General features: G+C 44.3%; 27 protein-coding genes. 11 read left to right on the plus strand and 16 right to left on the minus strand.

Features of this window, described 5'->3' with window-relative positions; translation table 11 throughout:
• Positions 1-35 precede the first annotated feature (35 nt).
• Complete coding sequence (gene yaaA / locus ACMXYV_RS03885; RefSeq protein WP_415890460.1) at positions 36-812, minus strand: peroxide stress protein YaaA; 777 nt, start codon at positions 810-812, stop codon at positions 36-38.
• Between the two features lie 108 nt (positions 813-920).
• A complete protein-coding gene (locus ACMXYV_RS03890; RefSeq protein WP_415890461.1) occupies positions 921-1,196 on the minus strand; it encodes a hypothetical protein in 276 nt (91 codons plus the stop codon).
• Positions 1,197-1,417: 221 nt separating this feature from the next.
• Between ACMXYV_RS03890 and ACMXYV_RS03895 the strand changes: the two genes are divergently transcribed.
• A complete protein-coding gene (locus ACMXYV_RS03895) occupies positions 1,418-2,695 on the plus strand; it encodes a tryptophan--tRNA ligase (protein ID WP_415890462.1) in 1,278 nt (425 codons plus the stop codon).
• A 279-nt stretch (positions 2,696-2,974) separates the two neighbouring features.
• Positions 2,975-3,826, plus strand: coding sequence for a sulfurtransferase (locus ACMXYV_RS03900; RefSeq protein WP_415890463.1), 852 nt, complete (start codon positions 2,975-2,977; stop codon positions 3,824-3,826).
• A 2-nt stretch (positions 3,827-3,828) separates the two neighbouring features.
• Here the strand turns inward: ACMXYV_RS03900 and ACMXYV_RS03905 are convergent, their stop codons facing one another.
• The gene (locus tag ACMXYV_RS03905; protein WP_415890464.1) at positions 3,829-4,650 is read right to left on the minus strand and encodes a DUF547 domain-containing protein; all 822 of its coding nucleotides are present in this window, start codon (positions 4,648-4,650) and stop codon (positions 3,829-3,831) included.
• 190 nt (positions 4,651-4,840) lie between these two features.
• On the opposite strand from ACMXYV_RS03905, the gene ACMXYV_RS03910 reads away from it, so the two are divergent.
• A complete protein-coding gene (locus ACMXYV_RS03910; protein WP_415890465.1) occupies positions 4,841-5,767 on the plus strand; it encodes a Dyp-type peroxidase in 927 nt (308 codons plus the stop codon).
• Positions 5,768-5,804: 37 nt separating this feature from the next.
• Positions 5,805-6,026, plus strand: a complete 222-nt coding sequence (locus tag ACMXYV_RS03915) for a hypothetical protein (RefSeq protein WP_415890466.1) — start codon at positions 5,805-5,807, stop codon at positions 6,024-6,026.
• A gap of 76 nt (positions 6,027-6,102) precedes the next feature.
• Here ACMXYV_RS03915 and cysK read toward each other — a convergent pair whose 3' ends face one another.
• Positions 6,103-7,071: a cysteine synthase A gene (gene cysK / locus ACMXYV_RS03920; RefSeq protein WP_415890467.1), complete on the minus strand. Its 969-nt coding sequence runs from the start codon at positions 7,069-7,071 to the stop codon at positions 6,103-6,105.
• A 208-nt stretch (positions 7,072-7,279) separates the two neighbouring features.
• Between cysK and ACMXYV_RS03925 the strand changes: the two genes are divergently transcribed.
• Positions 7,280-7,750: a tetratricopeptide repeat protein gene (locus ACMXYV_RS03925; RefSeq protein WP_415890468.1), complete on the plus strand. Its 471-nt coding sequence runs from the start codon at positions 7,280-7,282 to the stop codon at positions 7,748-7,750.
• On the opposite strand, the gene ACMXYV_RS03930 is transcribed toward ACMXYV_RS03925, so the two are convergent.
• The 9 genes from ACMXYV_RS03930 to ACMXYV_RS03970 all read right to left on the minus strand — a co-directional run bounded on the left by ACMXYV_RS03930 (position 7,747) and on the right by ACMXYV_RS03970 (position 15,838).
• Complete coding sequence (locus tag ACMXYV_RS03930) at positions 7,747-8,121, minus strand: DoxX-like family protein (protein ID WP_415890469.1); 375 nt, start codon at positions 8,119-8,121, stop codon at positions 7,747-7,749. The two genes, ACMXYV_RS03925 and ACMXYV_RS03930, sit on opposite strands and share 4 nt — an antisense overlap.
• Entirely contained in the window at positions 8,111-8,563 is a 453-nt protein-coding gene (locus tag ACMXYV_RS03935) for a thiol-disulfide oxidoreductase DCC family protein (protein ID WP_415890470.1), read from the minus strand. Before ACMXYV_RS03935 ends, ACMXYV_RS03930 begins: the two co-directional genes overlap by 11 nt.
• On the minus strand, positions 8,556-9,716 hold the full coding sequence (locus ACMXYV_RS03940) for a saccharopine dehydrogenase NADP-binding domain-containing protein (protein ID WP_415890471.1): 1,161 nt from the start codon (positions 9,714-9,716) through the stop codon (positions 8,556-8,558). Before ACMXYV_RS03940 ends, ACMXYV_RS03935 begins: the two co-directional genes overlap by 8 nt.
• Before the next feature lie 89 nt (positions 9,717-9,805).
• Positions 9,806-10,204 (minus strand): GFA family protein, encoded by a 399-nt coding sequence (locus tag ACMXYV_RS03945; RefSeq protein ID WP_415890472.1) that lies wholly within the window; start codon positions 10,202-10,204, stop codon positions 9,806-9,808.
• 26 nt (positions 10,205-10,230) lie between these two features.
• Positions 10,231-10,821 (minus strand): tRNA-uridine aminocarboxypropyltransferase, encoded by a 591-nt coding sequence (locus tag ACMXYV_RS03950; protein WP_415890473.1) that lies wholly within the window; start codon positions 10,819-10,821, stop codon positions 10,231-10,233.
• A gap of 4 nt (positions 10,822-10,825) precedes the next feature.
• On the minus strand, positions 10,826-12,241 hold the full coding sequence (locus ACMXYV_RS03955) for a DUF4139 domain-containing protein (protein WP_415890474.1): 1,416 nt from the start codon (positions 12,239-12,241) through the stop codon (positions 10,826-10,828).
• An 82-nt stretch (positions 12,242-12,323) separates the two neighbouring features.
• Positions 12,324-14,360, minus strand: coding sequence for an SUMF1/EgtB/PvdO family nonheme iron enzyme (locus ACMXYV_RS03960; RefSeq protein WP_415890475.1), 2,037 nt, complete (start codon positions 14,358-14,360; stop codon positions 12,324-12,326).
• A gap of 156 nt (positions 14,361-14,516) precedes the next feature.
• A complete protein-coding gene (gene kdsA / locus ACMXYV_RS03965; protein ID WP_415890476.1) occupies positions 14,517-15,365 on the minus strand; it encodes a 3-deoxy-8-phosphooctulonate synthase in 849 nt (282 codons plus the stop codon).
• 62 nt (positions 15,366-15,427) lie between these two features.
• Positions 15,428-15,838, minus strand: coding sequence for a hypothetical protein (locus ACMXYV_RS03970; protein ID WP_415890477.1), 411 nt, complete (start codon positions 15,836-15,838; stop codon positions 15,428-15,430).
• Between the two features lie 139 nt (positions 15,839-15,977).
• Here ACMXYV_RS03970 and ACMXYV_RS03975 point away from each other — a divergent pair, with 139 nt between their 5' ends.
• On the plus strand, positions 15,978-16,502 hold the full coding sequence (locus ACMXYV_RS03975) for a HugZ family protein (protein WP_415890478.1): 525 nt from the start codon (positions 15,978-15,980) through the stop codon (positions 16,500-16,502).
• An 11-nt stretch (positions 16,503-16,513) separates the two neighbouring features.
• On the opposite strand, the gene ACMXYV_RS03980 is transcribed toward ACMXYV_RS03975, so the two are convergent.
• Entirely contained in the window at positions 16,514-16,720 is a 207-nt protein-coding gene (locus ACMXYV_RS03980; protein WP_415890479.1) for a DUF2788 domain-containing protein, read from the minus strand.
• Between the two features lie 480 nt (positions 16,721-17,200).
• On the opposite strand from ACMXYV_RS03980, the gene nrdA reads away from it, so the two are divergent.
• The 4 genes from nrdA (at position 17,201) to ACMXYV_RS04000 (ending at position 21,853) form a co-directional block, all read left to right on the plus strand.
• Complete coding sequence (gene nrdA / locus ACMXYV_RS03985; RefSeq protein WP_415890480.1) at positions 17,201-19,465, plus strand: class 1a ribonucleoside-diphosphate reductase subunit alpha; 2,265 nt, start codon at positions 17,201-17,203, stop codon at positions 19,463-19,465.
• A gap of 101 nt (positions 19,466-19,566) precedes the next feature.
• Entirely contained in the window at positions 19,567-20,697 is a 1,131-nt protein-coding gene (gene nrdB, locus ACMXYV_RS03990) for a class Ia ribonucleoside-diphosphate reductase subunit beta (protein ID WP_415890481.1), read from the plus strand.
• 11 nt (positions 20,698-20,708) lie between these two features.
• Entirely contained in the window at positions 20,709-20,975 is a 267-nt protein-coding gene (gene yfaE, locus ACMXYV_RS03995) for a class I ribonucleotide reductase maintenance protein YfaE (RefSeq protein WP_415883701.1), read from the plus strand.
• A gap of 542 nt (positions 20,976-21,517) precedes the next feature.
• Positions 21,518-21,853, plus strand: coding sequence for a hypothetical protein (locus ACMXYV_RS04000; protein WP_415890482.1), 336 nt, complete (start codon positions 21,518-21,520; stop codon positions 21,851-21,853).
• Positions 21,854-21,889: 36 nt separating this feature from the next.
• Here ACMXYV_RS04000 and ACMXYV_RS04005 read toward each other — a convergent pair whose 3' ends face one another.
• A complete protein-coding gene (locus ACMXYV_RS04005) occupies positions 21,890-22,738 on the minus strand; it encodes an AraC family transcriptional regulator (RefSeq protein WP_415890483.1) in 849 nt (282 codons plus the stop codon).
• 15 nt (positions 22,739-22,753) lie between these two features.
• Positions 22,754-23,353, minus strand: a complete 600-nt coding sequence (locus ACMXYV_RS04010; protein ID WP_415890484.1) for a LysE family translocator — start codon at positions 23,351-23,353, stop codon at positions 22,754-22,756.
• A 212-nt stretch (positions 23,354-23,565) separates the two neighbouring features.
• Here ACMXYV_RS04010 and cysM point away from each other — a divergent pair, with 212 nt between their 5' ends.
• Entirely contained in the window at positions 23,566-24,462 is an 897-nt protein-coding gene (gene cysM / locus ACMXYV_RS04015; protein WP_415890485.1) for a cysteine synthase CysM, read from the plus strand.
• Positions 24,463-24,590: the final 128 nt, after the last annotated feature.

Consider the following 24,590-nt stretch of genomic DNA (forward strand, 5'->3'; position numbering starts at 1 on the left):
TGGCTTTTTTGTATCTGGGGTAAGCGAAGAGGGTTTTACTCTTCATGATCGCGGATGAATGTCCAAGTGTCGCCTTCGGACATACTCTCAGCGAAACGGTAACCTTCGAGATCAAACCCTTTTAAGTCTTCAGGGTTTTCGATTTTGTTTTGAATAATGTAGCGGGTCATCAAACCTCGAGCTTTTTTAGCGTAGAAGCTGATCATCTTATATTGACCATTTTTCCAGTCTTTAAACGCTGGCGTGATGATACGCGCGGAGATGTTTTTCTCTTTGGCTGCTTTGTAGTACTCATTCGAAGCTAGATTGATTAGTACCTGCTCTTTATGCTCAGCAAGTTCTTCATTCAATCGTTCACAAATTTGAGTTCCCCAAAATTCGTATAGGTTTTTACCGCGGCTATTTGTGAGCTTGGTGCCCATCTCTAATCGATAGGGCTGCATTAAATCTAACGGTTTTAACACGCCATAAAGACCTGAAAGGATACGTAAGTGATTCTGTGCAAAAGCTAGGTCATCTTCCGATAAAGTTTCAGCATCTAACCCTGTGTATACATCTCCTTTAAAGGCCAGAACTGCTTGTTTAGCGTTGTCTGTGTTGAACTCAGATGTCCAAGATTCATAGCGGGCAACATTTAAACTGGCCAGTTTGTCGCTTAACTTCATCATCTGAGCAATATCTTGAACAGAATGCTTTTTCAGCTCATTAATTAGAAGTTGTGAATGATCAAGAAACTCTGGTTGGCTGTATGTTTCAGTGACAGGGGCAGTTTCATAATCCAGAGTTTTGGCAGGTGATACGACAATCAGCATAGGAAAAATCTATCTTTGCAGTAATAAAGTGTATAGATAATAACCCTGTCTGTAGATACAAAAAAGGCCATTTTTAATATGGCCTTTTAGGTATTTAGTTAAAAGCCTTTATGATGCCGCGCGCTTTTTATAAAGGGTATGAGCAACTATACAGATCGCCGTGCCAAAGCAGACAAGTAGTGCTGGAATTAGAGGGTTTTCAAATGAGCCCGTTAGCTTCATCAACAGACCCGAAATCAGGAAACCGCCGAACAGACACAGAATGCCTGACATTATACACATTACAATTGCATTGAGATTACGCTCAGGGCTTTGAAAAATGTACCAGCCAGCACTGGCAAATAGAGCGGATAAAGTAACCCAGGAAGCGATAGAATCAGTCATAAAATTCTCAGTATTGTTATTGTTGTAGGCCTATTAAGCCCTAACCTGTCAGTGCTGTCATCTCGACATTGGGTGGATACAAGAATCAGCAAAGGAATAGTGAGGGTTATGGGGGCAACCTCCACGTTTTTTCGGTATTATAACCGCCATTAAATTAGTGACCTATATTGAGTTGCCATATTTTTAAGCGGGCAGCTGCATGCAGATTAGAGACGTGAATAATGGATAAGAAAACTGTTCTGACGGGTATAACCACTACAGGTACACCTCACATTGGTAATTACTTGGGTGCGATTAAGCCTGCCATCGAAATGAGTCAGACAGGTGAGTACAACAACTGCTATTTCCTAGCTGATTTCCACGCATTAATTAAGTGCCACGATCCAGAGCGTGTTGCTCAATCCACTCGTGAGATTGCAGCGACTTGGTTGGCGCTAGGCTTAGATACGGATAAAGCGACGTTCTACCGCCAAACAGATATCCCTGAGATCACGGAACTAACGTGGATTCTTACCTGCATGTGTTCTAAAGGTCTGATGAACCGTGCTCACGCTTACAAAGCTTCTGTTGATGCTAACCGCGATGCGGGTAGCAGCGATCTGGATGATGGCATCACAATGGGATTGTTTAGCTACCCAATCCTGATGGCGGCTGACATCTTGATGTTTAATGCTGATCTTATCCCAGTAGGTAAAGACCAGATTCAGCATATTGAAATGGCACGTGATATGGCGGGTCGTTTCAACCACACTTACGAAAACCTATTCACATTGCCAGAAGCGGTAGTGGATGAGCAGACTCAGCTAATTCCGGGTCTGGATGGTCGTAAGATGTCGAAGAGCTACGACAATACGATTCCATTGTTCGCTTCTGCTGATGAGCTATACAAGCTGATTAAGCAGATCAAAACGGATACGCGCGAGCCGGGCGAGCCTAAAGATGCTGATAACAGCACAATTTTCCAGCTATACAACTGCTTTGCTAATGAAAATGAAGCAACTGCAATGCGCCAGCAGTTCGAAAACGGTATCGGTTGGGGCGATGCGAAGAAAGAACTATTTGAGTTCCTAGATGCAAAACTGTCTGCTCCGCGTGCTCGTTACAATGAATTGATGAACGATCTTGGTGAAGTGGAAGAGGTTCTGCAAAAGGGTGCCGTTAAAGCTCGTGAGATTACTTCTCCTTTGATGGATAAAGCGCGTATTGCGGCTGGTATTCGTCCACTAACTTACGTTGCAGAAGCTAAAACGGAAGTTAAAAAGAAAAAAGAGAAATCTGCAGAAGAGATCGCACGTGCTGAAGAAGGCCGTCGTCGCGGTATTTTGATGCAGCTTAAGCCTCTGCTTGAGCAAGTTGAGCAAGCGGACGATAAAGCTGCTGCTGCACAATCTGTTATTGCTGAGAAAACGGCTCAGGTTGAAGGCTTAAAGAAAAAGCAGAAGCAGAAAGCTCAGAACGAGCTTGATCTACTTCAAGAAGAGCTAGCGGCTTACCTATAAATCTAAAAGGCTTAGGAACCTGCTAACAAGTTCTATACGACTCAGGCTTACAGAGCAATTGAAGCACGAGGCAATGATTACAGGCATGCTGGTTGCCTGTCGAAAATCATTAACAAAGTGATTCAGTTGCTCTGTAGGCCCCGCAGGGTGGGTTCTAAAACGACCATCTACTTTGTCAGTCAGCTTGAAAAGGTCCAGACATTTCGCTGCACTGACTTTCGCGTATCTGGTCGTTTTATCGCCCACTGAGAAAGTATGAAACTTATTCACAGGTTCCCTATGTTAAATATGTATACGACAATCATTAGTGCAGAAGAGCTTCAGAATCACATATCGGAATCCGATTGGGTGGTTTTTGATTGTCGTTTTAACTTAGCGGATACCTTGGCAGGTAAAAATGCCTACCTTGATGGGCATATCCCGGGGGCGATCTATCTCGACCTTGATCAGGATCTATCGTCACCGATTACGCTTGAAACAGGACGTCATCCGTTGCCTGATTTAGAGCGGTTTGTCGATCGTTTAGCGCAGGCGGGAGTGAACAATAACACTCAAGTCATTGTTTATGACGATTGTGCTGGAGCGATGGCAGCGCGTTGCTGGTGGTTGTTACGTTTGGTGGGGCATAAAGCGGTAGCGGTGTTGGATGGTGGTCTCGCTGCTTGGCAATCGCTAGGTGGTCAGTTAAATAATCATATTCCGCAACCGGCTTCTACTGCGTATACATTCTCGTTACTGCCAAATCAGAATTTGACGGTAGCCGAGGTTGAAGAGGCACTTGATGCGCAGTCGATCTATCTTGTTGATGCTCGTGCAGCTGAACGCTATAGAGGCGAAGTGGAGCCAATCGATCCTATCGCTGGTCATGTTCCAAGTGCTTTAAACCGTCCACTGACTGATAATTTAGCTGAGGGTAAATTTAAGCCCGCAGTTCAGCTTCGTAAAGAGTGGTTACAGCTGTTAGGTGATAAATCGATTGAAGCCGTGGTTCACATGTGTGGGTCCGGTGTTACGGCTTGCCACAACCAGTTGGCGATGGAAATTGCGGGATTGAGTGGTAGCCGGGTTTACAGTGGTTCTTGGAGCGAGTGGATCAGAGATCCAGCTCGTCCAATTGCGACTAAGTCCTAAATTTATCTAGCAATCTCATTAAGATTCCAGTCGTAGTGATAGCCTGAAACCTCTTTGGCTTGTTTCAGTTTCTCTTTTAGATCAGCATCGGCGTATTGCTTTAGGTGATCGATCAGTTCACTTTCGTTGTTGCCGAAATCCTCTTTAAACCACTTATAGATACTGGAAACGCGCAGGTCATTACCGTCAAAACGTGCGCCTCGAGGGTGGTTTATATAATCCTTAGCGCCTTGATTTAGAAGTTGCTCGCTATTGTCTGTGGTAAAGGCTTGCGGTTGAAGATTAGGGCAGCCGATTGATGCACAGTTTACGGCATAGTGGATGCGTGGATCTTTCCAAATTGGGCGAAGAATACGGTGTTCAATATCGTCTAAGCTTACTTGCTTTCCATTCACTTCTAGCAGTTGCTTTTTCCACGGACCATCGCTGAAAAATCCCGGCGAAATATCGATATCTCGAATCGACTTTACGGGGTAATGGTCGAGAATCACATTGACCGTCAGCGCGTTATATAAATTGATCCAATAAGCTTGCTGTTCCGCACGGTTGTATTGATGAATATTAATGGCAGCTAAACGTTGAAGATATGCTGTAAGGTCTGTTCGATCAGCCTTAGATACATCCGCATAGTTGATTAAGTTGATGTCATCCGAGGAGGGCTTAACATAGCGTTCAAGGTATCGGTCCCAAGACGAATGGTCGATAGAGGCTGTGCTAGATTGATCATGCTTAAGCCAAAAGTCCCAAAGATCAGCGCTTGGGGCTGCAATCGTTAAGGAGCTGAAAAGCCATAGGCAGGCTGTCGCTAAGAATTTATTTCTCATCATTCACTACTGTTGATTAAAAGCGTGTTTTAAGTGTGACTTCGAATATTGCTGAAAATTCCCTCACATAATATTTTTAAGGCACTATTTAAAAGATCTATTGAAGCGATCAATTTAAATCAATGTTGGCAGAGGCAAGATCCCTCTATACTCTGATGGTAATTATCGAGGGGATTTTGAGGACATTGTTATGGTGCAGTATCAAAAGGGTGTAATTGCAGAGGCAAGCCCGTTTGCTCTTTTTCTGACGTTTAATCAAACTCGAACAGCTGATGCGTTAAGCAGGGTAAAACAGCTATTAGCAAAAGTACCTGGCCTTGAGCGTGAATTTAACCAAAGCCATCCAGATGGCGAGATTTATATCGTAGCAGCGATCGGTAGCCACTACTGGTCTCAATTGCAGATTGGACCTGAACCGAGTGCTCTAAAGCCATTTCCAAATTTTGAAAATGGCGAAAACATTGCACCTAATACACCTGTAGATCTGTTTTTCCATATTCGATCTCAAGGGAAAGACCTTAACTTTTTAGTTGCGCAGAAGCTTCGAGAAGAGCTAGCTGATGCGGTAACGTTGGTGGAAGAAGTCGAAGGTTTTAGATATCTGGATTCGCGCGATCTTACTGGTTTTGTCGATGGCACAGAAAACCCGGAAGGGGATAACCGAGTCAGTGTGGCTGTTGTAGGTGAAGAGGATGCCCAATTTAGTGGCGGTTCTTATATTCATATCCAACGCTACGAGCACAATATGCCATTCTGGAACGCTCAGCCTACAAAACTGCAGGAAGATACTGTCGGGCGAACTAAAGCGGATAACATTGAGTACCCATCATCGGAAAAAGCCCTCACAGCGCATACCAAAAGGACTTCTCTGAAAGATGCCGATGGTAACTCCATCGAAATACTCAGACACAGTATGCCCTACGGTGATACTCAGACGTGCGGCTTACTTTTCGCTAGTTACTGCCGTACACCGGAGAATTTTACACTGATGCTGGAAAGTATGATCGAGGGCGATGGTCATGGTCATACCGATCACCTTCTGAAATATACTCGTGCGGTCACAGGGCATTCACTATTCGCACCATCGGCCTCGTTTCTTGAATCATTGGTTAATTAATAAGCAGGTTGGCTGAGCTTGGGCTAGGCTTAAAGGTATGCTTATAAAAAGAGTCGATACCATGCAGCCTACTGTAAGAACTCGAGCAATTGCGGTTGTCACCGTTGATGGGGAGAATTACGAAATTGATGGATGCTATCAAGGTAAGCAAAGAAAGGCGTCTTGGTTCAATGTAATTAAAACAAGTGATCGAAAAATACAGGCCGAACACTTAGATGAATTTCCTTCTCCTGAAAAGATCCGTGAAATATTAAATTGATCTGTAAATCAGTTAATAAAAAAGCCAGCTATGATGCTGGCTTTTTCGTTTGTGTTCTGTCGAACAGGTAGGCGACTTACTGCACCATCTCGTTGTCTGTGAACATGCCTTCAAATAATGCTGAAGATAGGTAACGTTCGCCAGAATCTGGAAGGATAACAACGATATTCTTATCTTTGTTCTCAGGCTGTTGTGCAACACGCAGTGCAGCACATAGCGCAGCACCACAAGAGATACCTGCCATGATGCCTTCTTTTTCCATTAGCAGGCGCGCTGTTTCAATTGCATCTTCGTTGCTTACTTGCTCAACCTGATCAACCAGTTCTAGGTCCAAGTTTTTCGGTACGAAGCCAGCGCCAATACCCTGAATCTTATGCGGAGACGGTTTAACTTCTTCACCATTAATCGTCTGTGTAATAACTGGTGAAGAAACAGGTTCAACCGCAACGGATGTGATCGCTTTGCCTTGAGTGTTTTTGATGTAACGTGAAGTACCAGTGATCGTACCACCTGTACCTACACCTGCGACTAGGATATCTACTTGGCCGTCTGTGTCGTTCCAGATCTCTGGACCAGTTGTCTTTTCGTGGATCTCAGGGTTAGCCGGGTTTTCAAATTGTTGCAACATCATGTGAGTACCTGGATTCGCATCCACGATCTCTTGTGCTTTATCAATCGCACCTTTCATGCCTTTAGCTGGTTCCGTCAGAACAATCTCAGCGCCCAGTGCTTTCATAATCTTACGGCGCTCAAGGCTCATAGAAGAAGGCATAGTGAAGACAATGTCGTAGCCACGAGATGCCGCTACGAAAGCTAGCGCAATACCTGTGTTACCACTAGTCGGCTCAACCATGGTCATACCCGGTTTTAGGGCACCGCTTTTTTCAGCAGACCAGATCATGTTTGCACCGATACGACATTTTACGGAGCCAGCTGGGTTGCGAGATTCGATCTTTCCGAAAATATTCAGGCCTGGAGCAAAACGCTTAAGGTGAACGAGCGGAGTGTTACCAATAGTGAGAGAGTTATCTTCGTAAATCTTCATTCTGCTACCCTGTTTAATCCTTTTTATTAGGCGATATATCTAAAGAGAATAATAAGTCGCCGCTTAATACGCGAAATTTAGTTTAGAAGTTGTATCCCAGAATTGCTGCGCTGATCAAGGCTTTTTCTATGATTGGCGATAATTACGATCTTAGCGGCTGTTGATGCTATGATTTTGTGCACTCTCAACCGTCATCTTGGATCATGTGATGCGCACATTTAATCGTCTGTTAGCCCCTCTTATCTTTACTATCGCTTATGCATTATTCCGCTCTTCTATTAAACAGCGCTCAGAGAAAAAGCATAATTTTGTGATGAAACTGTTCCGTTTTTCCGCAGATAACGGCCATAAAAAAGCGCTATCAGTCTATGGCCATTTGCTGCACTTTAGGGGTGATGGTGTACAAAACCGCATTCAAGGGGGGATCTATTTACAGCAGGCGGCAGAAAAGGGCGATGCTAAAGCGCAGTATCAAATGGGCAAAATCTTTGAGGAGGGCTTTGAACATTATTTTCAGCCTGACCCGACTAAGGCGTTAAAGTTTTACACACAAGCCGCTGAGCAGGCGCATCAGCTTGCTGTTCGTCGCTTGGTCGATATCTACGCCGATGGAGAACTAGATCAAGAGCCTAATCAAGAGCTAGCAAAGCAGTGGCAGGCTAAGCAGTCTCAACTTTAGCGGGATTGTTCTGAATGGCTACGGATAATCAGATAGCAAAATACCAGCCCCATCAGGTTTGTTGAAACGGGGTTGAATGCTTCGATGAGTAGGTCAGGTCTCACTGCTGCAACAAAACCCAGTAAACCAATCAAAGAGAAAGCTGCCAGATATACTGGGAATAGGTACTTTCTTAAAAAGATAATCATCAAGCCTAGAAAAACCTCAGCGAAACCCGCTGCGGGGGATAGAAATGTTGCGTCCTCTCTAGCAAAGCCTCCCGCTTCAACTAATTGCTTTTCTATTTCGCTTAACCAAATTATTTTGGGTACTAAACCGTGATAGATAAACAGTACGCCCAAGGTTAAGCGACAAATCAAATTAGTGGTCATCCAGAAATCTACCTTGATAGTCGGGAGAGGGAAGGCGGCAGTAATCATACTTACCAAAGAGTTTGTAACGATTCAGAGCAATTCGATCGTACAACCAGTTACGCAGAACGGTGGGTAGTATTCTAAATAGGTTAAGCGCTTTCCAAGGGTAACCAAGCAGAACTACGATATTTAAGAAGGCGTCGCTCTTTTCAAAACATTGTTCGCCTTCGACATAGAGCATAGTTTCGTAGAATGAACGGGGATATCCAAAATGTTCTAGAATGGCCTGCCCCTGCTCTGATTGCACAGAGCAGAGTTTGAATTGGCGAGCTTTATCATGACTGATAATAAAATTTGCCCAGCCATTACAGAGTTTACAAACGCCATCAAATAGAATGACCTTGTCATCCTTCTCTATACAAGGAGGGAGTTGTTGCTCTGTTGGGCTTTGCTCAATCATTTTCTAAAACCTGCTGGTGAATATCCCAGTTTTCAACTTCCTTAGTGAACTCTTCAAGTGTAAATAAACCTACACAGGCGTATGCGCCAGTTTCTGACAACTGACTTTTAGCTATTTTCTTCGCCAGAATTATTGAGGCGATAGTTGGAATGTATGGCCCATCACCACTTTCGGCGATTAGATTCCAGATAATACGTTGAGGTTTATTTTTGTGGTTTATCCCTCTGAGTTCCATATACATGCCGCCCACATCAGATCCTAGCTGTTGTACCCAAGTGCTCATTATGGTTATAGGACGTGAATAACGCGCAAGGTTTTTAATAAACTTTAAGCGAGTGAGATAGGAAAGGCTCCATAAGCCTAAATGTAAAAAACTCAGTTCTAAACCGGCATAAAAGCGGATCGACTGAAACTCTGGATAGCGTTGCTGAAAAAGAGCGAGATCAGGGATATCGCAGTTAGCCAACCAGCGGCTGCCGATGGGATAAGGGAATTTATGTCTATGTGTGTTTTGCCAGCCTCGTACGTCTTGCCATCGGCTGTCTTGCCAGCGTTTGAAGTTCAAACCGCTGTAACTAAGAATGGCTTTAACCGTCGCTTCTCCACGTTCAGTCTGATTTCCTGGGGCGATGCCGTAGTTGAGTTCTTGTAAGGATTTAAAGCGCGATCTGTAATGCTCAATCACTGCTGATGATAAACCGGGGACACTGCTTGCGCCTGTGATCGCAATGACGGATTGCTGTTGTGCTTGATTATTTAGGCTTTCAAAGCCTTCAACAAATAATCGTCCATCAGCAAGATCGATATAATGAATACCAGCATCGATACAGGCTTGAGCAACATCATACCCTTGTGATTGAAATGGGCCTGAAGTGTGGATAGCTAACTTAGCCGTGCTATTGCTCAACTGATCTGTGAGATCAGCAGAGTTGATGTCGAGTGCTAAGGTTTTAATCGGGTTTATGGAGGTCGTGGATAACTGCTTGGCTAAAGCCTCCGCTTTTCCTTCATTGCGACCTGCAATAATCACTTGGATATTGGCTTCCTTCGCCAATGTTTCAGTGATTTTCTTACCAAAGTTACCGTAGCCTCCTATGACCAGAATTGGGTAGGGAGACCGTTTGTTGGTTGACTGTTTATCCTTTAAATCCATTTGGGATAACGCCTTTGTAGAGGTTTTGCTTAACCTATCAAAGTTATAACTGCTTTGGAAATCTCAGTATTAACTACGATGTTATTTATCTATTTTGATGGGGCAGCCTCAAACTGAGAAATACCCTCAGGCATAACTTCCCAGCGCGCTTTTGAGCCTACATATATGTGTTGGCCAATCTCGATCTCAGGGTTGCCATTTACGCAACCTAAAGTAACCTGCAACACCTGATCATTGTGTACGGTACACAAGGTTGATCCGCACTTCTTGCAGAATTTTACGCCGTAACCTTGTTGGTTAGTGTATGAGGTTAAGAGCGATTCTCCGCTGGTCCACTTAAACTGTTCTGGTTCAACAAAAGCAACTGCAGAGGCTTGGGCGTTAAATAACTTGCGGCAGCGAGAACAATGACAGGATCGGCCGTCTTTTAACGTGCCATCAACACGGTATGTCACTTCGCCACAAAAGCATTCACCGGTGATTGCCATCGAAGCTCTCCTTAAATATCGGTTGGCTAGTTTTGTTTAGAACGTTTGTATTGAGCCATAAAGATCTCAAAGGTTCGATCTAACTCATCCGCTGCACTGAGTTCTCCATTGAGCTTTAGTAGCTCAGTGATTGTTTCAGCAGTGCAGAGATGGTCTTTATCTGGATTACGGCGTAGGTCATAACGACTGGGTGTTTCTGGATCAAACGCCAGTAATGGTAAGTCTGATAGCCACGGGCTTTTGCGAACGATCTTACGCACTTCTTTCCATGTACCGTCTGGAATAATTATTAGGGTTGTTCTATCTGTTTCAGTCCCTGTGAATCTCTTGCTTCGATCAACTAACTCAGGGCGGTCAGCAGGGAATAGTAGCCAAGTATCGGTATTCTTAGCTTGAATACGATCGATCAAGTCTTGTGGCGGGTCGGTACGTTGCCAGATATAGGTTGAGCTATCAGGCAAAACCTTTTGGATAATCTTGCTGGTGGTTGTCGGACGCGGCGGCTCATTTTCGTGTAGCAGCAATGCTAACTCTAATTGGCTACCTTGAGGTGTAATTTGGCTGCAGCAGCAATAGGTAATTGCTAGACCGCAGCCTTCACAAAATGAATCGGGCAAAGTGTTATCGTTTTTCCATTTGAACTTTAAATTTTAGAGTTACTTCGCCTTGGGGAGGTACTTCCAATTTCCAGCGCGCACTGCCGCCCATCACTTTTTCAAATGGGTGGCTACTCTCTTTCATTGCCCATTGTAGCGGGAAATTACCAGTCATTTCTAATTTTGCGGCGGTGGTTCGGCTGTTACTGATTTTTAGTTCTTGTGCAACCATAAAGCCGTTAAAGGTCTTGCTGAAATGGGTTTGCTTACGGTGGATAGATACATCGAAGGCTTTGCCTTGCTGGATTTTAACCTCATCGTTTTCACCTGTATGTCCAATATTACCGCCACCCGCAAATTGCAGTGAGCCTTTGCTATCAGGGGTAAACGTGCGCACTTTGCCTGCAGGTAATGGCGTACCTAGATTGCTCTCTTTGTCGTTTTTAAAAGTTAACGTCAGCTGAGGTTTTACTCGATGCTGATTACGTTCCAAGGTTGGGTAGATAAGGAATTCGTAATTGTAGCTACGCGCTACAGGAATCTCTTTGGCTGTCAGGAAAGATACCTGTTTTACTTGTCCATTTAGCAGGTCTACCTTGCGAGGGAGGTCGAATAGGTGGAAGTCTCCTAGGCTCTCTTGTGCCATGGTTTTAGGCGCTGAACGAGCCATAGCTCCGACTGCAAAATCGGCTTGAAGCATCTCTGCATGGCGGTTGCTGCCAGGGTTGTTTAGGCTACCAGCAACGAGAGAGATTTGTGTGTCTTTGTAATCCGCGCCGGTATTGTTAGTTAAACTTGCAAGTCCGTCTAGGGATGCTTTGTTACCCGCTTCATTTAGGGTTAAAACGTAGTCCATACCCCAATTTAAACCACCCGTTAGATAACTGATGCGAGAGAGTTGTGACTTCGATGTGCCAGCGGTGCGGAAGTTTACGCTTGGTTTGCTCAATAGCTGTGGCGGTAGGCTAGGGAAAATGAATCGCCACTGATTATTAAGCGGAATACTTTCAAAACGGTTGTTGCGCTTAATCAGAGCGCGGTTACCGTCCATATTTAGCAACTCCACCTGACTGATAACTTCTTGGCCAGAAACAGGGTTTAAGCGCGCTAGTTGTAGTTGCTTACCTACATAATGTTTCAGCAAATTGCGCTGGTTCAGCAGATTAGTATTTAAGTTTTGTTCTAAAATCTTTCCGGCATTATCAATACGCAAGCTTTCAACTTGAAGTTGTTCACTGACATCTTCCAGTGTGATTTTTTGATCTGTACGTAGTGGTGGCAGTTGGCGTGTTTCTCTGACTAAACCCAAGTTCTGGTTATACAGCGTTAGATTAAGTGACTTACGTTGCTCTGAACTGATTTGAAGAGCGTCTGCCGCTTGAGCAGTTAATGGCAAGAGGCCTGCTACAAGCAAGCAAAGGTATGATTGGCGTTTGTTCATATCAATATTGTCCCTGAATCTTTAGTCCATTAAGGCAACGTCAGGCTTAACTGAGGCTGAGCAGTTAAGCCTGAAGCTCGTTCTAGTCTAGATCTAAAGCAACACGGAAGCCCCAGCTATTGCGTTTAGAATCTATAGGATGGCGATAGCGACTTGCTGGTCTAATTAAACGATCGATCTCGAACCAAGAACCGCCGCGCATCACTCGATTTTTACAAGCGCGCTCTTCGTAAGCTGAACCATCTATTGGAGCAGAGGAATAGTTTTCGAGATAACAATCTGCTACCCACTCATCAACGTTACCGGTCATGTCATGAAGTCCCCATTCATTGGCAGGGAAACTACCTACAGGAGCAGTTTGTTGACCATCCCATTGGCTACCACAGCCTGCACAAGCAGCCATATTTTCTTTCAGCTCATCCCCCCACCAATAAGTGGTTAAACTGCCTGCTCTAGCGGCATATTCCCACTCTGCTTCGGTTGGGAGGCGATAAGGTTGACCTGTTTCACCTCCGAGCCATTCGCTGTAAGCAACAGCATCGCGCCAAGTGACGTTGATCACAGGTCGGTTACCTCGCCCCCAACCACCATCATCAGGTAGAGGCCTTCGGGTAGCTTTGGCAAAGGCATCGTATTCGGCAAAGGTCACTTCAAAGCGAGAAAGAGCGAAAGGTTTTTTTATGCTGACAACATGCACCGGTTTTTCATTGTCGTCGCCAATACCGGTTTGATCACCCATGCGGAAGTCACCTGAAGGTAACACCACCATATCTGGACCATAAAGCGTATCGGATATTTGATCCTTAAACAGCTGTTGCCCTGGCTCATCCGGTTCTTGATTGTTGAGCTTTTTCATCGCCTCTTCTAAGTCATTTTCTAGAATAGCTTTACTTGTTTTAAGTGAGCGAAGCTCTTTTTTCTGTTTATTGTGAAGTTCTTGTTGAGCTTGCAAAGAATCGTACATTTGCTGCAAGGCTTCTTGTTGCTTCTTAATTTGCAGAGCCTGAAAGTCCTTCTCTTTGAAGTTCATAAAGTCAGAGATAAACCAACCAAGCAGGTAGCCGCTGATAAATAACACTGATCCGGCAATAGTATAAAGGGCTGTTTTAGGCATCTTAGGCAGTTTTAAGGCGCCTTTAAGTTTATCTTTTAAAGAGGGCTTGCTCTCTTCTGATGTAAGTTCTTCGCTCTCTGAATCATCGCTTGCCGGTGCGTTGGCTGTCGCTGCAGTTTCTTCTGAGTTTTCAGATTCAGCAGGCGCGGCGTCTTCCTCTTTTTGCGGAGGGAAAAGGGCTTTAACTAGCTCGGTACAGTTCGGTGGTCGCTCTTCTAAATCGGTTGAAAGCGCCTTTTGCAAAACTTCCCACTGTTCATCATCTAAACCTGAGGGCTGATCTAGTTGTTTTCGAACTCTATCTGCTTCTCCTTCAGTACTTTTAAAAGCTGGCTTGCCGGTAAATAACTCATACAAAATGCAGGCGTAAGAATATACGTCAGTTTTACGGCTCAGCTGACCCGGATGGAAAGCTTCAGGAGATTGGTATTGCTGATAATGGAAAGGCTCTTTGCTAAAAGCTGCGATCGCTTCATAGCATTCACGCACAGCAAATAGTGTAAGTTTTACTCCGCCCTTGCGATTGATAAAGATTGTTTCGCTATCTAAACAGGTATGTGGCTTTCGTAACTTTTGAAAGCCCATATCGATGGCATAAGCGACTTGTCTGATCAGGCCTAACTGTTGATTAGGTTGAAGCGAATTACCTTTCTTAATCAGGCTGGCTAGGGTTAGACCATCTAGCTTTTCGTAGGAAAGGAAAAGCAGCCCACCTTTATGACTGAAGAAACCGTAGCATTCGGCTATATGCTTGTTTTGCAGTTGCTTGCTGAGCGCTGCATGTTTTTTGATATTTTCGGCAAAACTATTTTGTTTAAGGAAGTTTGGATTTAGGATCAACAGAGTGACTAAAGGGTTGCCGGCAACACCTACATCTTCCGCTTGCCAGAGTTGTCCAAACGGATGGGGGCTGTTGTGTTTGATAAGTTTAAAGCGATGATGCTCAGGGCCAAGGAGAGCTCCTTCCTGTAAAGCATCATAAATGGTTTCTGCCGAGTCGCTCATAAAGACTGATCCTGTTCCTTATCTATGTGCATATCATAGACAAGGCCAGCCTTCTTGGTTAGCACTATTTTGCGACTTTTTTGTGGAACACTTTGATTTATAACGCCAAGGAAGCTTTGAAAAACTTCAAGCCTCCTTGGTTTTGGCAATTTATGCTCAGATAGAAGTATCTAGAGGGGGAAAGTTTTTAACTAGATCATCTACGGCTTTCATCTGAGTTAGATAGGCTTCAAGCGTGCTTAGTGGTAGCGCACAAGGGCCATCGCATTTCGCTTTTTCTGGATCAGGGTGAGCTTCTAGGAATAGACCGGCAATGCCCTGAGATAAGCCTGCGCGAGAAAGCTGAGCGGCAAGCGCGCGGCGACCACCGGCTGAATCGGCACGGCCCCCCGGCATTTGTAGAGCGTGGGTAGCATCGAACATGACTGGGTAGCCAAACTCTTTCATGATAGAGAAGCCCAGCATATCAACGATCAAGTTGTTATAGCCGTAACAAGAACCACGTTCACATAAGATCAAACGATCATTACCGGCTTCTTCACACTTGTGCAGGATGTGTTTCATCTCTTGCGGTGCTAGGAACTGTGCTTTCTTAATGTTGATAACTGCATCAGTTTTAGCCATCGCTTCGACCAGATCAGTCTGGCGTGACAGAAAAGCTGGAAGCTGGATGATATCGCAGACTTCGGCAGCAGGTGCTGCTTGGAATGGTTCGTGGATATCAGTAATCAAAGGCACTTTGAATGTGTCTTTGATCTCTTGAAGGATCTTAAGACCCTCATCTAAGCCTGGACCACGGAAAGAGGTTAGGGAAGAGCGGTTCGCCTTATCAAAGGACGCCTTAAAAACGTAAGGGATGCCTAGCTTTTCAGTCACAGTGACATAGTGTTCGGCAATCTCCATGGCTAAATCACGGGATTCCAATACGTTCATGCCGCCAAATAGCACCATCGGTTTGTCGTTGGCAATTTCAAAATCTGCGACTTGTACGCTCTTCTGTTGCATCTTTGTAGTCATCCATAAAAGTCAGAAAGATGCATTATAACGGCTTCTTAACAGAGAGGCTTTTAATTTGTTGTTGGAAAAAAATGCGCGTATTTTCCAATCCACTCTAGCGCTGCATCTTGATCTGAGAGCTCTCGTCCCTCTTCATTCAGCACATGGCTCCGATAGCGTTGTATATAACAAAGCTGCTCTAACATACGAATACGTATTAGCGCGTCCGAGTTGTTAAAAGTAATGCCCAATTCATAACCCTGAGGTGTGTCGTCACAGCTTTGAATGACGCCATAAACCTCTAGATTTTCAGCAATGCTAGGAATTTTGATTTGAATATTCTCACCCAAATGGAATGGCGTAGGTGAGTGACAGATAAGTTGGAGTGAAGAGGGGAGTGTAGAAACCGAATCGGTCTCTTGGAGCTTGAGTTCGATTGGGAACTCATCGGGATGACGTATAAGCACTTTCGAATCGCCCATGTTAATCACCTTACCAGTACTGCCAGTATAGCTATGATTCGCATAACTGTTGTATTTTAGTTATCGGCTGGTGTTTTCCAGTCTGAAGAAATAAATGGTTAGAAACTGTACGACTTTGGAGTGAATACGAGGGGACCTTATGTCAGAGCATAAAGAAGGCCAAGCAACACCAGATAATGCCTGCAAGCAATTGCAGCAAAGTAAGAAGACGTTGTTGCTGTCGACTCTCAGTGCTGAAGGGTTCCCTGAAATTAGCTATGCACCCTATGTAAAGGATCAGCATGGGAGCTTTTATATCTTCATAAGTGAGTTAGCAGCGCATACCCAGAGCTTGTTAGCTAACAATGAATGTTCAGTGATGTTTATTACCGATGAAGAACAGTCGCAGAATCTCTTTGCGCGTGAGCGTCTAATCTATAGCTGTTTATCTGAACGGGTTGATAATCAAGATGAAGCCTATCAGGACATGCTGGATAATTTAGAAGGGAAGTTTGGGAATGTTGTGGGGATGTTGCGTTCCCTGCCTGATTTTCATCTGTTTAGATTAAAACCGCAGCAGGGGCGTTATGTCGTAGGTTTCGGTAAAGCTTATGTTGTAGATCCGAGTTCTGGATTGCTAGAACATATTAGCGAGAAAACGTTAAAAAAATCGAAACCTAACTAGATAAGGGGTGCTTAGGCGGCTCCGCCCATCATCTCTACAACGACGGTTTTTACCAAGAAGGCAGCTAAGCCCAAGCCTAAGGCAAAAAATAGAATGGCAGTGCCAAATTTTCCGGCTTTGGATTTTTTTGCTAGATCGTAAATGATAAAAAATATAAAACCAGCAAATACTGCAAGACCAATGTTCAGAGCAATTGCTTCCATTTCTGCTAAACGCATTAAGGCTACCTCTGCTTTAAGCTTAAAATTGGCTGCAAATCATACAGGAATTTGTCCTAGAACGGTACTCGGATATTGCTAGCTGAAAGCGCGGATTAAACTTTAAATTTGCACCAAAATTTGGCACGGAATTTGATGATTTGTGATGGGTCAAAAAAATAAAAAAAAGTTGTATTGCAGTAAAAAAAAATAGTTCCCCTGAAAGCCCCGTCATATCAATGATTTCGCTAGTTTTAGGTGCTCGCCTACACTCTAAAAAATGCAAAATCAAGAGTTGCATTCAACTCTCATATCACTATATTTAGTGTCTTGAATGACTTGAAGCACCACATGTTGTGCCTCTTGAAAGAGTAGAGTCTAAAACCTGCAGCCCGCATGATCGCGTTACTTTTCATGCTTTTGCCAGATTTTAACGGCAAATTCAGGGTTAGAAGCAGGATCATAATTACAAATATATCTGAGTGTTATTTGGAAGGTCGCATGCAGCAAGATCTGATGGTTACCAAAAGGGATGGTCGGCAAGAACAGCTAGATCTAGAAAAGATCCACAAAGTTGTAATCTGGGCCGCTGAAGGATTAAACGCAGTATCACCGTCAGAAGTTGAGCTTAAGGCTCACTTACAGTTCTTCGAGGGTATGAAAACCTTCGATATTCACGAGACTCTCATCAAGTCTGCTGCCGATCTTATTTCGGAAGATGCTCCTGATTACCAATACTTATCTGCTCGCTTGGCTATCTTCCATTTGCGTAAGCGTGCATTTGGTCAGTTCGAGCCACCACACCTGTATCAACATGTTGCAACACAGGTAGAAGCGGGCCGTTATGACAAACATCTAATCGCAGACTACACAGAAGAAGAGTGGGGCGTTCTTAACGACTACTTAGATCACAAACGTGATATGAACTTCTCTTACTCTGCGGTTAAACAGCTGGAAGGTAAATACCTTGTCCAGAACCGTGTAACTGGCGAAGTTTACGAAAGCCCACAGATTCTTTACATGCTAGTGGCGGCTTGCCTGTTCGCGGATTACCCGAAAGAAACGCGTTTGGACTACGTTAAGCGTTTCTACGATGCGACTTCTCTATTTAAGCTATCTCTGCCTACGCCAATCATGGCAGGTGTGCGTACACCTACCCGTCAGTTCAGCTCATGCGTACTGATTGAAACAGGTGATAGCCTAGACTCTATTAATGCGACATCTGCATCGATCGTTAAATACGTATCCCAGCGTGCAGGTATCGGTATCAACGCCGGTGGTATTCGTGCACTCGGTAGCCCAATCCGTAATGGTGAGGCGTACCACACAGGTTGTATCCCATTCTATAAGCACTTCCAGACAGCCGTTAAATCTTGCTCTCAAGGTGGTGTGCGTGGTGGTGCAGCAACACTGTTCTACCCAATTTGGCACTTAGAAGTTGAATCTCTATTGGTTCTTAAAAACAACCGTGGTGTTGAAGAGAACCGTGTACGTCACCTTGATTACGGCGTACAGATTAACAAGCTAATGTACACTCGTTTGATCAAGGGCGGCGACATTACATTGTTCAGCCCGCACGAAGTGCCAGGTCTATACGAAGCCTTCTTTGCTGATCAAGATGAGTTTGAGCGTCTATACGTTCAATACGAGAACGATCCAAACATCCGTAAAGAGAAAATCAAAGCGGTTGAACTGTTCGGTATCCTTGCGGCAGAGCGTGCGCAGACGGGTCGTATCTATATTCAGAACGTTGACCACTGTAATACGCACAGCCCATTTGATCCGGCTGTTGCACCTGTTAAGCAGTCTAACCTTTGCTTGGAAATCGCACTGCCAACTAAACCGTTGCAGCATGTGAATGATCCAGAAGGTGAGATCGCACTTTGTACCCTGTCTGCGTTTAACCTAGGTGCCCTAGAGAACCTAGATGAGCTAGATAACCTGGCTGATCTGATCGTTCGTGCGTTGGATAACCTATTGGATTATCAGGATTACCCAATCCCAGCAGCACATACATCGACAATGAACCGTCGTCCTCTAGGTGTTGGTGTGACTAACTTCGCATACTACCTAGCGAAGAACGGCGTTAAGTACTCCGATGGTTCTGCAAACGGCCTTGTACATAAAACATTTGAAGCGGTTCAGTACTACCTACTGAAAGCTTCTAACGAACTAGCTAAAGAGCGCGGTGCTTGTCCTAAGTTTGACGAGACTGTTTACTCGAAAGGTTTGCTACCAATCGACACCTATAAGCGTGAAGTAGATGATTTCTGTGAAGAACCTCTGCACTACTTCTGGGAAACACTACGTGAAGACATCAAAGAGTTTGGTCTACGCAACAGTACTCTAACAGCGCTAATGCCTTGTGAAACTTCTTCACAGATCACTAACTCGACTAACGGTATCGAGCCACCACGTGGTTACGTATCTGTTAAGGCGAGTAAAGATGGCATCATGAAGCAAGTTGTTCCGGGTTACACCGAACTACGCGATCAGTATGAGTTGCTTTGGGATATTCCAAACAACACCGGTTACCTGCAGCTTGTTGGTATCATGCAGAAGTTTGTTGATCAGTCTATCTCTGCAAATACTAACTACGACCCTGCGTTGTTCCCGAATGACAAAGTACCGATGAAGCAGCTTCTTCAAGACCTGCTAACGGCATACAAATACGGTGTCAAAACCCTTTATTACCATAACACCCGTGATGGTGCTTCCGACCAAGCAGATGACGGGGGTTGTGAAGGTGGTGCGTGCAAACTGTAATAGGTTTGCCTCAAGCCACTGACCACTCAGAGTAGAGCACCTGCCACAACGTGGCGGGTGATATAACAAGATATATCCAGGTTTCAGGAACGAACACTCCGATGGCGTACACTACGTTCAGTCACAGTACTCACGATGCAACTAAAGAGCCGATGTTTTTCGGTAAAAGCGTAAACGTTGCTCGTTACGACAAGCAAAAATATCCAATCTTTGAAAAGCTGATTGAAAAACAGCTGTCGTTCTTCTGGCGTCCAGAAGAGGTCGATTTATCGACTGACCGTAAAGACTTTATGAATATGCCTGAGCATGAAAAGCATATTTTCTTGAGTAACCTGAAATACCAAACCCTATTGGATTCGGTACAAGGGCGTTCGCCTAATATTGCTTTTCTACCAGTCGTTTCTATTCCTGAGTTGGAAACATGGTTCGAGACTTGGGCGTTTAGTGAAACGATCCACAGCCGCTCTTACACGCATATTATTCGTAATATCATCACTGAGCCGTCAGAAGTATTCGATCAGATCGTGACAAACCCAGAGATCATCCGCCGTGCGGATTCTGTGACGCGTTTGTACGATGAGTTCATCAACCTATCCAGTGTTTATAGCATTCACGGTGAAGGCCTACACACGGTTGATGGCAAGGTTTACGACACGTCTATGCGTAACCTTAAGAAGAAACTGTACCTAACGTTGGTATCTATTAACGTACTGGAAGCGATCCGTTTCTACGTAAGTTTTGCATGTTCTTTTGCCTTTGCAGAGCGTGCGATCATGGAAGGTAACGCTAAGATCATCAAACTGATCGCGCGTGATGAAGCGCTGCACCTAACCGGTACGCAGCACATGCTAAACATCATGGCATCTGGCGCTGATGATCCAGTCTTTAAAGAGATCGCAAAAGAGTGTGAGCCAGAGGTTTACGCCATCTTTAAAGAAGCGGCTCAACAAGAGAAAGATTGGGCTGAGTACCTGTTCCGTGAAGGTTCAATGATCGGTCTTAACGCTCAGATCCTATCTGACTACGTTGAGTACATTACTAACGTACGTATGAAAGCGTTGAATTTGGAAGAGATCTTCCCATCACGTCAAAACCCACTACCGTGGATGAACGCGTGGTTGATCAGTGACAACGTTCAAGTGGCACCGCAGGAAGCGGAGATCAGCTCTTACCTTGTAGGTCAGATCGACAACGAGGTAGATGAAGGTGATTTCGACGGCTTTGACCTATAAGAGGCAAGCGCATGTCTGGCCCATCACGCATCAAAGTTAACCATCACCATACGTTCTACTATCAGTACGAACCGACCTTGTTAGATGCGCTGGAAGCACAAGAGATTCCAGCGCCGTACAACTGCCGCGGTGGATACTGCGGCTGTTGTAAAGTTCGCCTGATCGAAGGTGAAGTCCAATATGTTCAAGAGAGCTTATTGGACCTGCAGGATGACGAAGTCCTTACCTGCTGTTGTATCCCGAAAACACATATCGAATTAGAGATGCCTGACGAGTAAGTGGGCACTTCCTAATCCTTCCTTGCACCAAAGAAATAATGCACAGCTACAAAAAAGTGCGGTGATATCTGCGGATTTCACCGTTGTGCATTATTCTTGTGCACAGCTAAATATTTTCCTTGTCAATATTGCATTAATTAATTTTTAAAAGTTTAAAAAATCTTATTGATTTATATAAATGATTGAAATTAAAGGATTAATTTTTATTGGGTTAAATTTTAAACTATTTGCTGAATTCAACGTAATTAGTGCCTTTCAGCGATCTACCCAAAAACTATTCACTGAGTTATCCACAGAAGGTGGGGATGTTTTTCATTTGGTAAAAATTGTCGTTTGTGGACAAAAGCCGGGATAACTCGGTTGGTTTTCTTCCACAAGTAATCTTGTTATGTTTGATGAGTCTTCACATGGAATGTGAATAGTCGATGGCTCCTTTGCTAATCCTTATCTTCTTTCTATGACCGCTCTATTAACAGAGCGTTTGTTTTAATATTCGAGTGTAATAGCAAAGATTATTGCACCGCCGTTCTAGAGTTCCAGCTATGCCAAAATTTGATGATAATCCATACGAACATATACACGATATGTCATTAGCCGCGGGTGCGGCTACCGGCGTCATGATTTCTATTGGCTTCTTCTTATCATTAGAGCTGGTAGGTGGATTGGCAGGGTTATTCTTAGCTGTAATGGGGCTTTCTCACAAAGCGGTTTACAAGCTAGTGTTTAATCAGCTGATGGCGAAAGCTAACTGGGTGCTGATAGTTGGTGGAGGTTTGATCTTTCCCTTTGGCTTTTTGTTTCAGCCGTTATTTTTTATCCCATTGATATGCATTGTTTTGTGGTGTGCGTTATTTTTTGGGAAATTTGAGCAGCTCTAAAATATTTATGTCTGATGTTGTGGTAAACAGAATTTTTTATTCATTTTCCACAAAAAACGACTGATAACTCTTCGGTGTTACCGCCACGCGTTTCTTAAAGTGTCTCTGAAAATGGCTTTGATCGGCAAAACCCAGTTCCAGTGCGGTTTCCGCTAAACCATTCCCTTGTTGTAGTAGTTGTTTGGCTCTATTGATCCGTTGATTAAGTTGATAGGCATGGGGAGCTTGTCCGTATTGCTCTTTAAAGCTGCGGATCAGGTGGTAACGGCTTAGTCCGGTTTCGGCACAAAAGTCATCGAGAGACCAAGGTGAATCGAGTTGATCCATGATTAGCTCTTTAACTCTGTGGATATGGAAGTTATCCAGCGCCTTTTGATCAGTTTGGGTATTAAGGTCTTTACCAAACAGCGTTTTCAGATATTCAATCAATAGGGTTTCAGCTGCGAGTTTATTGTCGCTCTCCCTGAGCTGCTTAAATAGGCTGTCGAACTGTGTAAATAAGCTAGGGTTACTTTGCAGAACTTGGTTAAACGCGAGGTAATCCTGATTGTTGCTGTTAAATAGCTCGCTTTGTAACTCGCCAATCCAATCGGTATCGATAAACAGCATTCGATAAGACCATTCACCTGCATCAGGGTTGCAGGAGTGAGCATCGCCAGGGTTAATTGTTACTGTGGTTCCCTGATGGATCTTATTAGCTTGTTTGAGGTTGTGGTATATAGCGCTACCGGTATCAATCACGCCAAACGAAAATTCGTCATGGGAGTGAGTTTGGTAGCAAGCTGCAGAGCGATGGGCTGAGCGCATTTCAATGAAAGGTAGCGAAGCACAGCGAGCAAAAAACTCGGCAGGCTTTTGTGTGTTGGGTTTGCTGGTCTTTTTCATCGGCTAACTCAGGCGCTAATTTATCCAGATTGGTGCAATCGTTAGAAATAGCATTATGCCCATAATGCGGTTAAATAGCTTTTGCTGTTTGGGTTGCGCTAGATAATCTTTAATCAGATGCCCAGCGATAGCCCAAGTTCCAACCCCAATTAGACAGGCCGCAAAAGAGATTGCGCCAAACACACCTAAATATAGTTGAGGCTCGGACTGGTTTAAGACAAATACACTCACACCTGAGATAGAGACTAACCAAGCTTTAGGGTTGAGCCCTTGACTGAGTGCGCCTTGCATAAAAGTGGGCGGTGTTGAGCTCTGTTCTTGATTATTGGACTCACCGGCTGCCGTAGCAATTTTGTATGCCATATAAATAAGAAATGTGCTGCCCAGATATTTAAGGGTAACTAATAGCTGTGGATTGTTTTGAAACAGCTGATGAGTACCTATACCAGCAAGTAAAACGATCAATGTGTAAGAGATAGTCGCCCCGAGCACATGGGGCAGGGTGCGTAAAAAACCATAAACCGCAGCGGAACTGGTCGCGATAATATTAACTGGGCCGGGTGTAATCGCACCGACAAGAGCAAATACAGCCATAGACAGGGTGAGTGCAAACATAGGAAACCTTTAGCGTAAGTTATGGGCTTACTTTGACAGTGCTAAGAATGGATTTATTGAACGAAATTGCGCTGGGCTATGCTTGTTGGTGAAGAGTAGATTTCTTGTGCTTTTAGGGAACCCTCGGTAAACTTTTGTGTCCTTTATATAGGCTATAAAAACCTGGCTTTTTATAACTTATTATTTGTTTCTTATAACGGTGAAAAAATTCTATGAGCGTGCAGTTTCCAACAATTGAAGACTATGTCGGTAAGACCCCACTTGTGCGTCTACAGCGCATAGGCCAGGGCAACGGCAATGTGATTCTATGTAAACTGGAAGGTAATAACCCTGCAGGCTCAGTTAAAGATCGTCCTGCGCTTAGTATGATTCAGCGTGCGGAAGATCGCGGCCAGATTAAGCCGGGTGATACTCTGATCGAAGCAACATCAGGTAACACAGGTATTGCCTTAGCTATGGCTGCTGCAATCAAAGGTTATAAGATGAAGCTGATCATGCCTGATAACAGCAGTGCAGAGCGTAAAGCTTCGATGACGGCTTATGGCGCAGAGCTAATCCCTGTGACCAAAGAAGAGGGTATGGAAGGTGCGCGCGATCTAGCTCTAGCTATGCAAGAGCGTGGTGAAGGCATCGTACTTGATCAGTTCTCTAACCTTGATAACCCTGAGGCACACTATCGTGGCACAGGCCCAGAGATCTGGGAGCAGACTCAAGGTAAAGTGACTCACTTTGTTAGTTCTATGGGGACTACCGGTACCATTATGGGAACGTCTCGTTTCCTTAAAGAGCAAAGCACTGATGTTCAGATTGTCGGTTTGCAGCCAAGCGAAGGAGCACAAATTCCTGGTATTCGTCGCTGGCCGCAGGAATATCTACCTAAGATATTTGATGAAAGCCGCGTAGATAAAGTTTTGGACATTGGTCAGCAAGAAGCTGAAGACACGATGCGTGAATTGGCGCAGAAAGAAGGGATCTTCTGTGGCGTATCTTCGGGTGGTGCTGTTGCTGGTGCATTGCGTTTAGCAGAGCAAGTCGAGAATGCGGTGATTGTTTGTATTATCTGTGACCGTGGTGATCGTTACCTTTCAACTGGCGTGTTTAACGGTTAATTCAAGGTCTTAAAGGCGAGGATTAACAATATAGAAAAGCCCCTATGGGGCTTTTTTTGTGCTTGGCATAAAATATTAGTTGGTATTAATACTTAAGAAATTCGCGCTTTGGCTTCTGAAGGAATAGA

The organism is Neptuniibacter sp. SY11_33, assembly GCF_047778025.1.
In the GTDB taxonomy this organism is placed as follows: Bacteria; Pseudomonadota; Gammaproteobacteria; order Pseudomonadales; family Balneatricaceae; genus Neptuniibacter.

Coding starts and splice junctions, on each gene's coding strand:
- ACMXYV_RS03900 (WP_415890463.1), top strand. CDS start 2,975: ATGTTAAATATGTATACGACAATCATTAGTGCAGAAGAGCTTCAGAAT.
- yaaA (WP_415890460.1), bottom strand. CDS start 812: ATGCTGATTGTCGTATCACCTGCCAAAACTCTGGATTATGAAACTGCC.
- cysK (WP_415890467.1), bottom strand. CDS start 7,071: ATGAAGATTTACGAAGATAACTCTCTCACTATTGGTAACACTCCGCTC.
- ACMXYV_RS03975 (WP_415890478.1), top strand. CDS start 15,978: ATGTCAGAGCATAAAGAAGGCCAAGCAACACCAGATAATGCCTGCAAG.
- ACMXYV_RS03955 (WP_415890474.1), bottom strand. CDS start 12,241: ATGAACAAACGCCAATCATACCTTTGCTTGCTTGTAGCAGGCCTCTTG.
- ACMXYV_RS03940 (WP_415890471.1), bottom strand. CDS start 9,716: ATGGATTTAAAGGATAAACAGTCAACCAACAAACGGTCTCCCTACCCA.
- ACMXYV_RS03935 (WP_415890470.1), bottom strand. CDS start 8,563: ATGATTGAGCAAAGCCCAACAGAGCAACAACTCCCTCCTTGTATAGAG.
- nrdB (WP_415890481.1), top strand. CDS start 19,567: ATGGCGTACACTACGTTCAGTCACAGTACTCACGATGCAACTAAAGAG.
- yfaE (WP_415883701.1), top strand. CDS start 20,709: ATGTCTGGCCCATCACGCATCAAAGTTAACCATCACCATACGTTCTAC.
- ACMXYV_RS03890 (WP_415890461.1), bottom strand. CDS start 1,196: ATGACTGATTCTATCGCTTCCTGGGTTACTTTATCCGCTCTATTTGCC.
- ACMXYV_RS03970 (WP_415890477.1), bottom strand. CDS start 15,838: ATGGGCGATTCGAAAGTGCTTATACGTCATCCCGATGAGTTCCCAATC.
- kdsA (WP_415890476.1), bottom strand. CDS start 15,365: ATGCAACAGAAGAGCGTACAAGTCGCAGATTTTGAAATTGCCAACGAC.
- ACMXYV_RS03960 (WP_415890475.1), bottom strand. CDS start 14,360: ATGAGCGACTCGGCAGAAACCATTTATGATGCTTTACAGGAAGGAGCT.
- ACMXYV_RS03930 (WP_415890469.1), bottom strand. CDS start 8,121: ATGACCACTAATTTGATTTGTCGCTTAACCTTGGGCGTACTGTTTATC.
- ACMXYV_RS03895 (WP_415890462.1), top strand. CDS start 1,418: ATGGATAAGAAAACTGTTCTGACGGGTATAACCACTACAGGTACACCT.
- ACMXYV_RS03980 (WP_415890479.1), bottom strand. CDS start 16,720: ATGCGTTTAGCAGAAATGGAAGCAATTGCTCTGAACATTGGTCTTGCA.
- ACMXYV_RS03910 (WP_415890465.1), top strand. CDS start 4,841: ATGGTGCAGTATCAAAAGGGTGTAATTGCAGAGGCAAGCCCGTTTGCT.
- cysM (WP_415890485.1), top strand. CDS start 23,566: ATGAGCGTGCAGTTTCCAACAATTGAAGACTATGTCGGTAAGACCCCA.
- ACMXYV_RS04010 (WP_415890484.1), bottom strand. CDS start 23,353: ATGTTTGCACTCACCCTGTCTATGGCTGTATTTGCTCTTGTCGGTGCG.
- ACMXYV_RS03945 (WP_415890472.1), bottom strand. CDS start 10,204: ATGGCAATCACCGGTGAATGCTTTTGTGGCGAAGTGACATACCGTGTT.
- nrdA (WP_415890480.1), top strand. CDS start 17,201: ATGCAGCAAGATCTGATGGTTACCAAAAGGGATGGTCGGCAAGAACAG.
- ACMXYV_RS04000 (WP_415890482.1), top strand. CDS start 21,518: ATGCCAAAATTTGATGATAATCCATACGAACATATACACGATATGTCA.
- ACMXYV_RS03915 (WP_415890466.1), top strand. CDS start 5,805: ATGCTTATAAAAAGAGTCGATACCATGCAGCCTACTGTAAGAACTCGA.
- ACMXYV_RS04005 (WP_415890483.1), bottom strand. CDS start 22,738: ATGAAAAAGACCAGCAAACCCAACACACAAAAGCCTGCCGAGTTTTTT.
- ACMXYV_RS03925 (WP_415890468.1), top strand. CDS start 7,280: ATGCGCACATTTAATCGTCTGTTAGCCCCTCTTATCTTTACTATCGCT.
- ACMXYV_RS03905 (WP_415890464.1), bottom strand. CDS start 4,650: ATGAGAAATAAATTCTTAGCGACAGCCTGCCTATGGCTTTTCAGCTCC.